Origin of the sequence: Streptomyces sp. NPDC046712, from assembly GCF_040645695.1 — a bacterium.
Lineage (GTDB): Bacteria > Actinomycetota > Actinomycetes > Streptomycetales > Streptomycetaceae > Streptomyces.
On sequence record NZ_JBEYYW010000008.1, the window covers coordinates 15,830 to 29,281 of the forward strand.

Consider the following 13,452-nt stretch of genomic DNA (forward strand, 5'->3'; position numbering starts at 1 on the left):
TGTTACGGCCGCACGGGGGTGACGCTGCGGCGGGCGAGGAGGACGTAGACGAGCGCGGAGACGGCCGCGCCGAGGAGGGTGAGGTCGGCGCCGCCGAGCGGGGCGACGAGCGGACCGGTCCACAGTTCGGAGTCGCAGGTGAGCGCGGCGAAGACCATGCCGGAGAGCAGGGCGACGGTCCCTGCGGGGTGCCAGCCGGAGCGGTACCAGTAGGCGCCGCGCTCCGCGCCGTGCAGGGCGTCGGAGTCGTAGGTGCAGCGGCGCAGGACCATGTCGGCGAGGAAGACGCCGCCCCAGGGGGCGAAGACGATGATCAGGAGGGAGAGGAACGAGAGCAGCGAGGTGGTGAAGTCGGTGAGGAAGAGGGCGCCGAGCGCGCCGAGGGCGGTGACGGCGGCGCTGATCACGATGGCGCGGGCGCGGCTCCACGGGATGCCGAGGACCTGGAGGTTCAGGCTGGAGGAGTAGAGCGTGATGATCGAGTTGGTCACGGAGCCGCCGAGCACGAGGGCGAGGAAGAGCGGCTGGAACCAGCCGGGGAGCAGCCCTTCGGCACCGGCGACCGCGTCCGTCATGTCGGCCTGGGTCGCCGCGGCGACGCCGGCGACGCCCAGGGCCACGGAGGAGAGGAACCCGCCGAGCGCACCGCTCCAGGTGAGGGCCTTGAGCGAGGTGTCGCGGGGCAGGTAGCGGGTGTAGTCGGCGGGCATCGGGAGGTACGAGAAGGGGCCCGCGAGCATGACGACGAAGGCGAGGCTCCAGCCGGCGGCGCCGGGCCCCGCGGCCGGGGCGGACGTGTCGGCGCCGGGGAGGACGAACATCAGCAGGGCGGCGAAGCCGAGCGCGAGGACGTACGCCATCCAGCGTTCGGCGAACTGGACGGTCGCGTGGCCCCACAGGGCGACGGCGAAGGTCATCGCGAGGGTGACGAACAGGGCGAGGGCGCGTGAGGTGTGGCCGCCCGCCCAGCCGAGATCGGCGAAGAAGGCGTCGAGGGCGAGGGTGCCGACGACCGTGTTGACGATGGTGTACCCGATGCTGACGACCCAGTTGAGCAGTCCGGCGGGCCAGTTGCCGCGGACGCCGAAGGCGGCGCGCGAGACGACGAGGGTGGCGGTGCCGGTGCGGACGCCGCTGAGTCCGGCGGCACCGATGGCGAAGAAGGCGAGGCCGCCGATGACGACGACGGCGGTGGCCTGCCAGAAGGAGAGGCCGAAGGCGACGGCGAGGGCGCCGTTGATCACGTAGGTGAAGGTGAGGTTGGAGCCGAACCAGAGCCAGAAGACGTCCTTGGCGCTGCCATGGCGTTCGGCGTCCGGAATGGGGTCGATGCCGTGGCCCTCGACCTGGAAGACCTCGTCGCGGCCGACGTCCGCCGCTCTCTGCTCCTGCAGCATGCGCACTCCCCAGACTTTGAATGCCGTTCTAGAACTTAGAACGGCATTCAAGATGTGGGAGGGGGCACCGCCGCGTCAAGACCCCTGGGGCCCACGGTTAAAGTCGTGACCATCGGGTCAGGGGCGACGGAGGCGGAACGAGTGGCAGGGGCAGCGCGACGGCGCGACGGGCACATCGCCCAGGAGCGGATGCTCGAGGAGGCCATGGCGGCCATCGCCGAAGGCGGTCTGGCGTCGCTGACCATGTCGGCGCTGGCCGAACGCCTGGGCACGAGCGGCGGCCACATCCTGTACTACTTCGGCAGCAAGGATCTGCTGCTGCTGGCCGCACTGCGCTGGAGCGAGGCCGCGCTCGCGGAGGAACGCCGGGCGCTGCTGGCCCGGCGGCTGACGGCGGAGCGCAAGCTGGACCTCTTCCTGCGGCTCTACCTCCCCCGCGGCCCGCGCGATCCGCGCTGGACGCTCTGGATCGAGCTCTGGCCCCGCACCCCGGCGAACGACGCCCTGCGCGAGGCGCAGCGGGAGCTGGACCGCGGCTGGCAGGAGGACCTGGAGGCGCTGCTCGCCAAGGGCGTGGCCCAGTCCCGGTTCGCTCCGATGGACGCGGCGGACGTCACCGCCCGCGCCTCCGAACTCCTCGCCCTCCTGGACGGGTTGAGCACCCGGGTGGTGCTCGGCCAGGAGTCCGGACGGGACGCGCGCCCGGCGCTGGAGGCGGCACGGGCGGCCGCGGACCGGCTGATCCCGCGGGCATGAGGCAGGCGCCGCGCTCAGCCGCGGACCGGCTGATCCCGAGGGCATGAGGCGGCGCCGTGGTCAGTCGGCCGGCGGGGCCTCCCAGGGCAGTGGCTCGACGGCGGCGAAGGGCCACTCCAGGGCGTCGGGGTGGCGGCGGGACTGCTCGGCGTTCCAGCGGATCTGCTCGGTGTGGAGCGCCGGGCGGGAGAGCCGGGCGATCGACGGGTACGAGTCCGCGACCGCCTGGGCGAGTTCCAGCGTGGCCTCGGCGTCGGACGCGGCCTCCCCGGGGTGGGCGTGCGGGATGCCGTACCAGTCGGTGACGGCCCGCAGGGAGCGGCGGCCGGGGCGGTAGCGGTCGGCGTGGCGGTCCAGGACGAGGGGATCGCAGACCGGTGCCACGCCGTGTGGGAGCCGGTCGCTCAGCGGGGGCACGCCGTGGCGCAGCAGCTCGGCGTGCAGCGTGGTCAGGACGTACGGGGCGAACCAGACGACGAGGATCTCGTTCGACGCCAGGTGGTCCGCTATCAGGGTCGCCACCTCGTCCAGGGCGGGCGCGGCGGGCACACCGTTCGCGCGGGCACGCTCGACGGTGACGCCCTGGATCCTGTCCGGCGCCGATGAATGGATATTGGATCCAGGATCCATGATCCAATCTCCGGTCGTGCCGTCAGTGAGGCGGACCGCCACGGCGAGGATCCGGTCCACGGCCACCCGGTTGCCGGTGGTCTCGATGTCCAGCGCCATGAGGCGGCGCCGGTGCCAGCCCGGCAGATCCTGCCGGGCCGGCGGCGCGGGCTCCGGCACATGCCCGGGGTGGAAGACCTCCCAGCCGCCGTTCGGGCCGTGCCGGAGCACTCCGGTCCCGGCCGGCACGACCGCACCACAGACGGCGCAGGGCCCGTCGTAGTCATTGGTCAGGTCCGGGGCCCCGGGGTTCATGACGTCCCCGCACCGTCCCGGTACGCCTCCAGGAGCCGCAGCCACGCCTCGCTCAGCGTCGGGTACGCGGGGACGGCGTGCCAGAGCCGGTCGATCGGCACTTCTCCGGCGACGGCGACGGTGGCCGAGTGGAGCAGTTCCCCGATGCCCGGGCCCACGAAGGTGACACCGAGGACGGTCTCGCGGTCCAGGTCGACGACCATGCGGGCGTGGCCGCGGTATCCGTCGGCGTAGAGGCCGGCGCCCGCCACGCCCGAGAGGTCGAGGTCGACGGCGCGGACGCGGTGTCCGGCGCGCTCGGCCTCGGCGAGGGAGAGTCCGACCGACGCGCCCTCGGGATCGGTGAAGACCACCTGGGGAACGGCCGCGTGGTCGGCGGTCGCCGTGTGCGCGCCCCAGCGGTCGGTCTCCGAGAGGGAGGCGCCGGCCGCGCGGGCGGCGATCGCGGCCCCGGCGATCCGGGCCTGGTACTTGCCCTGATGGGTCATCAAGGCACGGTGGTTGACGTCCCCCACGGCGTACAGCCAGTCGCTTCCGGTGACACGGAGGGTGTCGTCCACGGGCAGCCACGAGCCCGGCTCCAGGCCGACGGTCTCCAGGCCGATGTCGTCGGTGCGCGGGCGGCGGCCGGTGGCGAAGAGGACCTCGTCGCCCTCGACCCGGTCGCCGCCCTCCAGGACCACGGTCACCGGCCCCGTGCCCCCGTCGCGTACGACCGCGGCCACGGTGACGCCGGTACGGACGTCCGCGCCGCGCTCGGTGAGGGCGTCGGCGACGTGTTCACCGACGAAGGGTTCCATCCGGGGCAGCAGCCCCTTGCCCCGTACCAGGACCGTCACCCGGGAACCGAGCGCCTGCCAGGCGGTCGCCATCTCCGATGCGACCACTCCCCCGCCGACCACGATCAGCCGGCCCGGGACGTGGTGGGAGCTGGTGGCCTCGCGGCTGGTCCAGGGCCTGGCCCCGGTCAGGCCGGGCAGGTCGGGCAGCGCGGCGCGGGTTCCGGTGCAGACGGCGACGGCGTGCCGCGCGGAGAGGAGATGGTGCTCGCCCTCGGGTCCCTCGACGGCGACCTTGCGGACGCCGCGCAGCCGCCCCTGGCCGCGGTAGAGGCGGGCGCCGGTGGAGTCGAGCCAGCGGACGGCGCCGTCGTCCTTCCAGTCGGAGACGTAGTAGTCGCGGTGGGCGAGGACCGCCGCCGCGTCCAGCGGTCCCTGGACGAGCTGGCGCAGCCCCGGCACCTTCGCGGCGTCGGAGCGGGCGATGGCCGGGCGCAGCAGCGTCTTGCTGGGCATGCAGGCCCAGTACGAGCACTCGCCGCCGACCAGCTCGCTCTCCACCACCGCCACGCTCAGTCCGGCCGCCCGGGCCCGGTCCACCACGTTCTCGCCGACCGGCCCCGCTCCCAGGACCACCACGTCGTACTCGTGCTCCACCGCTCGCGTCATGGGCCCCAGTCTGGCGGCAGGTGTGCGCGACGGCCACCAGGGAAGGTGCGGCCCTGCGCCCCCGAAACGGCGCGGAATAGCGCGGCTCGATCCGCCGTTGTGCGGGGCGAGTCCCCAGGGGACCGTGAGGAAACCCGCCAGGAGACCCGGAGAGGTAGAAAGCATGAGCACTGTTGAGCTCACCAAGGACAACTTCGACCAGATCGTGAGTGACAACGACTTCGTTCTGATCGACTTCTGGGCTTCCTGGTGTGGTCCGTGCCGCCAGTTCGCGCCGGTCTTCGAGGCGGCGTCCGAGCGCCACGAGGACCTGGTGTTCGCCAAGGTCGACACCGAGGCGCAGCAGGAACTGGCCGCCGCGTTCGAGATCCGCTCGATCCCGACGCTGATGATCGTGCGCGACAACGTGGCCGTGTTCGCACAGCCCGGGGCGCTGCCGGAGGCGGCGCTCGAGGATGTGATCGGTCAGGCGCGCAAGCTCGACATGGACGAGGTGCGCAAGTCCATCGAGAACGCCAAGCAGTAGACGCACGCGGCGCAGGGGCGGTACGGGAGACCCGTACCGCCCCTTCGTCCGTTCCCGGCTCGCCCGTCCTCGGATCCTCCGTCCTCGGAGCCTCTGCCCTCGGATCGTCCGCCCTCGGTGCTCCCGTTCTCAGCGCTCCAGGACGAGGGCCAGGCCCTGGCCGACGCCGATGCACAGGGCCGCGAGACCCGTACCCGAGCCCGCCGCGGCGAGCTGGTGGGCCACCGAGCCGGCGAGCCGCGCGCCGGAGGCGCCCAGCGGGTGACCGATGGCGATGGCGCCTCCGCGGGGGTTGACGATCTTGGGGTCGAGTTCCGGCCACTCGGCGAGGCAGCCGAGCGACTGGGCGGCGAAGGCCTCGTTCAGCTCGAACGTCGTCAGGTCGGCGAAAGAGCGTCCCGACTTCTCCAGCGCGCGCCGGACCGCCTCGACCGGTCCGAGCCCGAAGAGCTGCGGCTCGATCCCGCTCACGGCGGAGGCACGGATGCGCGCGAGCGGCTCACGGCCGGACTCCCGCAGCCCCTCCTCGTCCACCAGGAGCAGGGCCGCGGCGCCGTCGTTGAGCGGCGAGGCGTTGCCGGCGGTGACGGTGCCGCCCTCGCGCCGGAAGGAGGGCTTCAGCTTGGCCAGAGCCTCGAGCGAGGTGGTGTCGCGGATGCACTCGTCGCGGACGAGGTCCACACCCTCGTACGGGACCACCTCGCCGTCGTAGAGCCCCTTGCCCCACGCCTCGGCGGCCTTCTGGTGGCTGGCCAGGGCGAACGCGTCCTGCTGCTCGCGAGTGATGCCGTGCTTGTCGGCGACGAGCTCCGCACCCTCGCCGAGCGCGACCGTCCACTCGGCGGGCATCCTCGGGTTGGTCATGCGCCAGCCCAGCGTCGTGGAGTGGAGCTGCTGATGGCCGGCCGGGAAGGCGCGTTCGGGCTTCTGCAGGACCCAGGGGGCGCGGGACATCGACTCGACGCCGCCGGCGATCGCCACGGAGGCGTCGCCCAGCGCGACGGCGCGGGCGGCCTGGATCACCGCCTCCAGACCCGAACCGCAGAGACGGTTGACGGTGACGCCCGGGACGGAGGTGGGGAGCCCGGCGAGCAGGACGGCCATGCGGGCCACGTCACGGTTGTCCTCGCCGGCACCGTTGGCGTCGCCGAAGTAGACGTCGTCGATCCGGGCGGGGTCGAGGTCGGGCGTGCGGTCCACGAGCGCCTTGACCACGTGCGCGGCGAGGTCGTCGGGGCGTACGGAGGAGAGCGCGCCCCCGAACTTGCCGATCGGCGTGCGGACGGCGTCGACGATGTAGACGTCGCGGATGCTCATCGGTTCTCTCCCACGTGACCTTCGGTACGCCAGCGTTCGCCTGGTGAATTTTCCTTCATTACCGTGCGCGCCGAGTCTCCGCCGGGTCGCGCCTTCTGTCAACGGTCCGGGACGCCGATACGTGGTGGATGAACCGATTTCGCCGGACCTCGCGGATCACGACCCCTCCGCATGCCGGATCAGCGCCGTCAGACCGTAGTCGAGCTCCCTGCCGTCGACCAGCAGCGCCTCGACCGTGCGGGTCTCGGGGTCGATGTCCGCGGCCAGGCCGTGGCCCTCGTAACGCGGATACCCCGAGGAGCCCGTGTGGCCGGTGGCCTCGACGACCGCCGACCGGACCGCGCTGTCCTCCACGGACGCGCCACCCCGGTCCTCCACGTGCTGGGGAACGAGGAGGATCTCGAAACGCCTCGGAACTCTGCTCATGCTTCGACGCTAATCCGCCGCGTCGCCGAACGCTCAGGTGGACTCCCGCGGGACGACCTGCGAGGCCATCAGGTCCCGCGCCTCCGGTGTGCCCTCCGGGTCACGCACCGCGCTGTCGACGAGTTCCGCGAGCTGCCTGCCGATCACCATGTCGATCCGGACCGTGGTCAGCCGGGGCCGGAGCAGCCGCCCGAGCAGCAGATCGTCGGAGCCGACGATCGCCGTCTCCTCCGGTACGGAGACGCCGACGTCCTGCAAGGCGCGCATCAGCAGCATCGCGTACTCGTCGTTGTACGCGAAGACCGCGTCGAGCCCGAGTTCGCACCACCGCCCGGCGAGCTCGTTCGCCGCCTCCTCCTCGTACCGCAGCGGCAGGGGCACGACGGTGGCGTCCGTCCCCGCGACCGCCTGCCGCGCGCCGTCCAGCCGGGGGCCGGAGAACATGTCCAGGCCCGGCTCCTCGGGAACCACCACGCCGATCCGGCGCCGGCCCCGCTCGAGGAGATGCTCCGCGGCGACGCGCCCCACCCTCCCCTGGTCCATGACCAGGGCGTGCGTGCCCGCGACCCGCTGCGGGCCGACGGTGATCACGGCCTTCGCGCCCGAGCGCTTGAGGATCTCCACACCGTTCGGGGTCAGATCGACCTCGCCGAAGGAGACCACCGCGACCGGGCGGAGCTCCGCCCAGGCACGGGCCGCCTCGTCCCCGTCCAGGCCGAGACTCCCGTACTGCACCACCGTGTAGTCGAGGCGGCGCAGGGCCCACTGCAGTTCGTTGAAGAACTGGCTGTAGAGCGGTCCGACCGGCACGTGCGCGGTCGGCAGCAGGACCATCCGGCTGTGGCCGGCGCGCAGGCTGCGGGCCGCGGCGTGGGGGACGTATCCCAGCTCCTCGGCCGCCTCGCGCACGCGTTGGCGGGTCGGCTCGCTGATCCGTACGGCCGCGGTGTTGTTCAGCACGTACGAGACGGTGGCTCTGGAGACGCCCGCGAGGCGCGCGACGTCGGCGCTGGTCGGGACGGCACGTTCGGCGGACTGTCTGGGTGACTGGCTCATCGCTTCGGCATCTTTCCAGACCAATCCGGCCCGGGGTCTGGCGGATGGCCGGAATTGGATGCTACACAGTGCTTACCCGTGTCACTGACACGTGTAACCGATCCTTTCACTTCCGCTCCTCGCCCCCGCACCGGGCGATCTCATCAGGAGGGCACAGTGGCCCTTTCCTCCCCGGACTCCGGCACCAGCACGGACACCGGCACCGCCCCCGGAGTCGACTCGCCCTCGGCTCCCCGGCCGACCCGCGGTCTGCTGTCCCTGCTCCTGACCGGCAACACGGCGATGTACGCGCTGTACGTCGGCGTCCCCGGAATGCTCCTCGCGCTCCAGATCGAGGACATCGATCCCGCGAACAAGGTGGCCAACTTCGGGCTGATCTCCGGCGTCTCGGCCATCTTCGCCACCGTCTTCAACCCGGTGGCCGGCGCGCTCTCGGACCGCACGGGGCGGCGCAACCCCTGGATCCTGGCGGGCGGCCTGCTCGCGATACCCGTGATGTTCCTGCTCGGCAGCGTGCACACGATCCTGCTGGTGATGATCGCCTGGTGTCTGGGCCAGGCCGTCATGAACATCTACCAGGCCGCCATCACCTCGGTCGTGCCCGACCGGGTGCCCATGGCCTCGCGTGGCAAGGCCTCTGCGGCCGTGGGGCTCGGCCTGCCCATCGGCTCCACCGTCGGCGCGCTGCTCGGTGCGGCCTTCTCCGAGGACTACCGCACCGGCTACCTCGTCTTCGGCGCGATCGTCGCGGCCGCGGCCGTCCTGTTCACCACCTGCGCCCGCGAACAGCGCATGCCCCCGAAGGCCCCGCTGCCGGTGAAGCAGCAGATCGCCGCTTTCGGCAGCGCGCTGAAGGACCACGACTTCCGCTGGGCGTTCATCGGCCGCGCGCTGCTGGTCCTCGGCTACTTCGCGGTCTCCGGCTTCCAGCTGTACATCCTCAAGGACCACACGGATCTGCCGGCCGGACTCACCGCCGAGGAGGCCGTGGCGATCCTGATGCCGCTCAACGCCGTCGCCATGGTCGTCTCCACCGTGCTCGGCGGCTGGCTCTCCGACCGCTACGACCGGCGCAAGCTCTTCGTCGGCGCCTCGGCCGCGCTCGCCGCGGTCGCCCTCGTCATCCCGGCGGTCTCGACGAGCTGGACCGCGATGCTCGCCTTCTCCGTCGTCAACGGCCTCGGATTCGGCTGCTACATGGCCGTGGACACGGCGCTGGTCACCATGGTGCTGCCGAAGGCCGAGGACGCGGCCCGCGACATGGGTGTGCTCAACGTCGCCAACGCGGGGCCGCAGATCGTCGCGCCGTTCGTCGCCTCGCTCGTCGTCTCGCTGAGTGGCGGATACACCGTCCTCTTCCTGGTCGCCGCCGTACTGTCGGTCCTCGGGGCGCTCGCCGTGCGCCCGATCCGTACCGTGCGCTGAAGACGACACCCCGAGAGGCATCGACGTGCGACTGAACACCACCACCTGGGGATCCGGTGACCGGATCGCGCTCCTGATCCACGGCATCATGGCCGACCACCGCACCTGGCGGCGGGTCGGACCGGCCCTGGCCGAGCGCGGCTACCGGGTGATCGCCGTGGACCTGCGCGGCCACGGCGCGAGTCCACGCGCCGAAGGCCCCGAGGGCTACACGCCGTGGGACTACGCCGACGACCTCGCCGAAACCCTGCCCACCGGGGCCGAGTTGGCGGTGGGCCACTCGCTCGGCGGGCTGGCCCTCGCGGCCGCCGTGGAGCGGCTCGCGCCGCGCCGCGCGGTCTACTCCGACCCCGCCTGGCATCTGCCGGCCGGGGACGGGGGCTACCGCCCGGAGCTGTTCACCCAGGGCAAGTCCCTCACCCGCGAGCACATCCGGATCCTCAACCCCCGCTGGGCGGAGGAGGATCTCGACATCGAGTTCGAGACGCTGCAGCTCTGGGACGAGCGGACCGCCCACGGTCTGGTGGACGTCGTCGGCCGGGACCTGTGGCCCGTGCGACCGCTCGTCCCCTCGCTGGTCACGCTGGCCGACCCGAGCTTCCTGGTCGCTCCCGAGAACGCCCGGATGCTCAAGGAGCGCGGTTTTGAACTCCGTACGGTCGTCGGCGCGGGTCATACGATCCACCGGGACGACTTCGAGGGGTTCATGACCGCCCTGGAGGGCTGGATCTGACGTACCTTCTGTTCATGGACGACGTCTCGATGGTCGGAATGCTCGGCCGGGTCACCGGCACCGTCGGACCGGGCCTCGTCGGTGAGGTGATCGTCCGGATCCGGGGCGGCGCCGAGCACTTCCTGGCCCACCCCGCCAACGCCAAGGAGCGGATCGAGACCGGAACGGTCGTGATGGTCATGGAACATCTCCCTCCACGCACCGTCTATGTCACAGCCGCGTACGACAGTTGACCGATCCATTGAGCGCCGGCCGCGAGGAGGCGCACACTCCCTTCACCGGATCCGCACGGCTCCGGTGAAGGGGGAGCTGCCCATGGGCATCGGCATCCTGGCGGGCGGCGCGGTCGGCGCCGTCCTCGTTCTCATCGCACTGTTCAAACTGATGTGGCGCGTCGCGGAACCCAACGAAGCGCTCATCATCTCCGGCTCCAACCACAAGATGGAGGGGCTCGGCGAGGGGATGGGCTTCCGGATCGTCACCGGGCGCGGCACGCTCGTGCTGCCGGGCGTCCAGGCGGTACGGAAGCTGTCGCTCGACCTCAACGAGACCCAGCTGCAGGTGGAGTGCGTCACCCACCAGGGCATTCCGCTCAAGGTCCGCGGTGTGGTGATCTTCAAGGTCGGCGACGACTTCGTGTCGATCGCCAACGCCGCCCGCCGTTTCCTCGACCAGCAGAAGCTGATGTCGGAGCGGGTGCACATCGTCTTCGCCGGTCATCTGCGCGCCATCGTCGGCGGGTTGACGGTCGAGGACATGATCCGTGACCGGGAGAAGCTGACCGGGCAGGCCCGTTCGGCCTGTGGCACGGAGATGGAGAAGCTCGGCCTGATCGTCGACTCGCTGCAGATCCACGAGATCGAGGACCCGACCGGGTACATCAAGAACCTGGCCGCGCCGCACGCGGCGGCGGTCCAGCGCGACGCCCGGATCGCGCAGGCGGAGGCCAACCGGCGGGCGACCGAGGCCGAACAGCAGGCCGCGGCCCGGATGTCGGAGGCCACCCGGGACAGCGAGATCCTGCAGGCCGGCTACCAGGCCGAGCGGGACCAGGCGTCCGCGAAGGCGCGGCAGGCCGGTCCGCTGGCCGAGGCCGGGGCGCGTCAGGAGGTCGTCGTCCAGGAGACGCGGGTCGCCGAGCTGGAGGCGCACCGCAAGGAGCAGCAGCTCCAGGCGGACGTCCGCAAGCCCGCGGACGCTAAGGCGTACGAGACCCGGACCCGGGCCGAGGCCGAGCGCGACGCCCGGATCTCGGCGGCGCAGGCGGAGGCCAAGGAGACCGAGCTGGCCAGTGCCGCCCAGGCGACGGCGACCCGGCTGACCGGTGAGGCGGAGGCGGCGGCCCAGCAGGCGAAGGGTCTCGCGATCGCCGAGGCGACCCGGGCCAAGGGGCTCGCCGAGGCCGAGTCGATCAAGGCCAGGGCGGCGGCGCTCGCCGAGAACCAGGAGGCCGTGGTCGCCCAGCAACTGGCCGAGAGGTGGCCGGAGATCGTCGAGGCGGGCGCGTCCGCCTTCGGCAACGTGGACCAGATGGTCCTGCTGAACGGCGCCGACGGGATGGCGGAGATGTTCGCCAAGGCGCTGACCATGGGCGGGACGGGTCTCGGCCTGGCCCGTCAGCTGCTCGCCACCATGAATCCGGACGGCCGTCCGGCGGTCGCGCCTTCGGTCAACGGCGTGGCGCCGGCTCCCCGCACGGAGGCGATCCCGGTCGGCGACGACCAGGAGTAGCCGCGCGGCACGAGCAGAGGGCCGGGCCCGGCGCCGTACCGGCGTCGGGCCCCGGTCGTGCGTCCGCGGAAGGCCGGTGGTGACCGGAGGGCACTTGTGACCGGGAGGTCAGTCGTGACCTGAAGGTCAGTTGTGGCCGAACTTCCGCTCCTTCTTGTGGGAGACCTGCTCGATGATCGGCCGTGGAGTCTCCCGTACGACCGGTGTCTGTTCCTTCGCCGTCGCCTCGGTCCTGTGCTCGTGGCCGCCCGTACGGGCACCGCGGTTCACCCGGGTCTGTTTCTTGCCCACGATCGTGCCTCCTGTAGCCGGAACTCGGACGCTGGGGCCGATTTCAGCCTCGCACGCGGGTACGAACACCGCATGTCAGGGAACGCGTGCCCGGCGGGCTCTACGGTGGTCCCCGTGACAACCTTCCAGTACTCCACGACCGAGGCCGACCCCCACGCGATCGGCCCTGTCCGCACGTCCTACGCCCCCGACCGCGACGGCGCCCCGGATCCCGGGGAGATCGTGTGGACCTGGGTGCCCTTCGAGGAGAACGACGGGCGGGGCAAGGACCGTCCGGTCCTGGTGGTGGCCCGGGAGCCGGCGGGGACGCTCCTCGCCGTGCAGTTGTCCAGCAAGCGGCACGATCACGATGGCGAGCGGAGCGAGATGGGGGCACCCCCGGCCGAAGGTAGGGGGAGGGTGGCGATCGGCGTCGGTGCCTGGGACAGCGCGCGTCGCGAGTCCTGGGTGGACCTCGATCGTGTACTGCGGGTGCACGAGGCGGGTATGAGGCGCGAGGCGTGCGCCCTGGACCGGGCGCGCTTCGACCGGCTCGTGGAGCGGCTGATCGAGCGCTACGGCTGGTCGTAGCCGGTCAGGCGCCCGAGAAGACCCGCTGGAACGCGCCGAGGGTCGCCCGGTCCCTGGTGCGGTCGAGGATCGCGAAGACGATCTCGTCGAAGTGTCCGGCGAACCGGCCCCCGCCGGTCAGCAGCGCCCGGAAGGCGCCGGCGACCTCGGCCGGGTCGTTCTGGAAGACGCCGCAGCCCCAGGCGCCGAGGACGAGCCGGCGGTAGCCGCCGGCCACGGCGGTCTCCAGGACGCGTTCGGCGCGGGTCGCGAGGGCCGCGGGGACGCGGCCGGCGAGCTGGGGGGTCTGCCGACGGATCACGCCCGCGTTGGGTGCGGGCGAGGTGAGGAAGCCGACCGTGAACGGCTCGTTCAGGAGCCCGCCGCGGTCGTCGCGGAAGACCGGCACGCCGGGCGAGAGGATCACCCGGTCCGTGTAGAAGGCGTCCCGCGCTGCCCGGTGGTGCTCGTAGTACTCGGGGGCGCGCAAAAGCGTGGTGTAGAGGGCGGAGGCCCGGCAGACGGCCTCTTCCTGGGCCTGGGCGCCGTTCAGATAGCCGCCGCCGGGGTTGCGGGCGGAGGCGAAGTTCAGGACGGCCACCGGGGCCGCGTCGGCCCTGGTCAGCCGCTGGGCGGCGACGAGGCTGCTCTCGTCGGTGACCGTGATGACGGCGGTCCGGTCGGTGTCCGGGGCGACGGCGACGGGTTCGGGGCCGTAGAGCCTGGTTCCGGCCACCGCGGCGGTCAGTTCCGCCTCGATCGAGACCGTCCGGCCGTCGGGGGCGCGGTAGCGGCCCGCCTCGACGATCTCCTCGGTCTGCTTCGCGATCCCCCGCAGTCGTGCACTCATGCCCGCAAGCTTGATCGAATCGG

Annotated in this window: 15 protein-coding genes; 7 read left to right on the plus strand and 8 right to left on the minus strand. The window is 72.0% G+C overall.

Translation table 11 applies throughout. From position 1 onward, the window contains the following. Positions 1 to 2: 2 nt before the first annotated feature. The gene (locus ABZ939_RS12875; RefSeq protein WP_361852674.1) at positions 3 to 1,397 is read right to left on the minus strand and encodes a cytosine permease; all 1,395 of its coding nucleotides are present in this window, start codon (positions 1,395 to 1,397) and stop codon (positions 3 to 5) included. A gap of 141 nt (positions 1,398 to 1,538) precedes the next feature. Between ABZ939_RS12875 and ABZ939_RS12880 the strand changes: the two genes are divergently transcribed. Further along, complete coding sequence (locus tag ABZ939_RS12880) at positions 1,539 to 2,153, plus strand: TetR/AcrR family transcriptional regulator (RefSeq protein WP_361853215.1); 615 nt, start codon at positions 1,539 to 1,541, stop codon at positions 2,151 to 2,153. Positions 2,154 to 2,213: 60 nt separating this feature from the next. Here the strand turns inward: ABZ939_RS12880 and ABZ939_RS12885 are convergent, their stop codons facing one another. After that, entirely contained in the window at positions 2,214 to 3,077 is an 864-nt protein-coding gene (locus ABZ939_RS12885) for a 3'-5' exonuclease (RefSeq protein ID WP_361852677.1), read from the minus strand. After that, a complete protein-coding gene (locus tag ABZ939_RS12890; RefSeq protein WP_361852680.1) occupies positions 3,074 to 4,525 on the minus strand; it encodes an NAD(P)/FAD-dependent oxidoreductase in 1,452 nt (483 codons plus the stop codon). The genes ABZ939_RS12885 and ABZ939_RS12890 overlap by 4 nt, the downstream gene beginning before the upstream one ends. A gap of 163 nt (positions 4,526 to 4,688) precedes the next feature. Between ABZ939_RS12890 and trxA the strand changes: the two genes are divergently transcribed. After that, a complete protein-coding gene (trxA, locus tag ABZ939_RS12895) occupies positions 4,689 to 5,051 on the plus strand; it encodes a thioredoxin (RefSeq protein ID WP_361852682.1) in 363 nt (120 codons plus the stop codon). Between the two features lie 129 nt (positions 5,052 to 5,180). On the opposite strand, the gene ABZ939_RS12900 is transcribed toward trxA, so the two are convergent. From ABZ939_RS12900 to ABZ939_RS12910, 3 genes are all read right to left on the minus strand, one after another. After that, positions 5,181 to 6,368: a thiolase family protein gene (locus ABZ939_RS12900; protein WP_361852685.1), complete on the minus strand. Its 1,188-nt coding sequence runs from the start codon at positions 6,366 to 6,368 to the stop codon at positions 5,181 to 5,183. Positions 6,369 to 6,524: 156 nt separating this feature from the next. Continuing rightward, positions 6,525 to 6,794 (minus strand): hypothetical protein, encoded by a 270-nt coding sequence (locus ABZ939_RS12905; RefSeq protein WP_361852688.1) that lies wholly within the window; start codon positions 6,792 to 6,794, stop codon positions 6,525 to 6,527. 33 nt (positions 6,795 to 6,827) lie between these two features. After that, positions 6,828 to 7,850 carry a LacI family DNA-binding transcriptional regulator gene (locus ABZ939_RS12910; protein WP_361852691.1) on the minus strand — a complete coding sequence of 341 codons (1,023 nt, stop codon included), beginning with the start codon at positions 7,848 to 7,850 and terminating at the stop codon, positions 6,828 to 6,830. Between the two features lie 156 nt (positions 7,851 to 8,006). Between ABZ939_RS12910 and ABZ939_RS12915 the strand changes: the two genes are divergently transcribed. From ABZ939_RS12915 to ABZ939_RS12930, 4 genes are all read left to right on the plus strand, one after another. Beyond that, positions 8,007 to 9,275, plus strand: coding sequence for an MFS transporter (locus ABZ939_RS12915; RefSeq protein WP_361852693.1), 1,269 nt, complete (start codon positions 8,007 to 8,009; stop codon positions 9,273 to 9,275). 25 nt (positions 9,276 to 9,300) lie between these two features. Next, positions 9,301 to 10,008, plus strand: a complete 708-nt coding sequence (locus ABZ939_RS12920; RefSeq protein WP_361852696.1) for an alpha/beta hydrolase — start codon at positions 9,301 to 9,303, stop codon at positions 10,006 to 10,008. 14 nt (positions 10,009 to 10,022) lie between these two features. After that, entirely contained in the window at positions 10,023 to 10,241 is a 219-nt protein-coding gene (locus tag ABZ939_RS12925; RefSeq protein WP_361852698.1) for a hypothetical protein, read from the plus strand. A gap of 82 nt (positions 10,242 to 10,323) precedes the next feature. Beyond that, complete coding sequence (locus ABZ939_RS12930; protein ID WP_361852701.1) at positions 10,324 to 11,739, plus strand: SPFH domain-containing protein; 1,416 nt, start codon at positions 10,324 to 10,326, stop codon at positions 11,737 to 11,739. Between the two features lie 126 nt (positions 11,740 to 11,865). Here ABZ939_RS12930 and ABZ939_RS12935 read toward each other — a convergent pair whose 3' ends face one another. After that, complete coding sequence (locus ABZ939_RS12935; RefSeq protein WP_361852704.1) at positions 11,866 to 12,030, minus strand: hypothetical protein; 165 nt, start codon at positions 12,028 to 12,030, stop codon at positions 11,866 to 11,868. 72 nt (positions 12,031 to 12,102) lie between these two features. On the opposite strand from ABZ939_RS12935, the gene ABZ939_RS12940 reads away from it, so the two are divergent. Continuing rightward, complete coding sequence (locus ABZ939_RS12940; RefSeq protein WP_361852706.1) at positions 12,103 to 12,600, plus strand: type II toxin-antitoxin system PemK/MazF family toxin; 498 nt, start codon at positions 12,103 to 12,105, stop codon at positions 12,598 to 12,600. A 4-nt stretch (positions 12,601 to 12,604) separates the two neighbouring features. On the opposite strand, the gene ABZ939_RS12945 is transcribed toward ABZ939_RS12940, so the two are convergent. After that, positions 12,605 to 13,429: a TIGR02452 family protein gene (locus tag ABZ939_RS12945; protein WP_361852709.1), complete on the minus strand. Its 825-nt coding sequence runs from the start codon at positions 13,427 to 13,429 to the stop codon at positions 12,605 to 12,607. Positions 13,430 to 13,452: the final 23 nt, after the last annotated feature.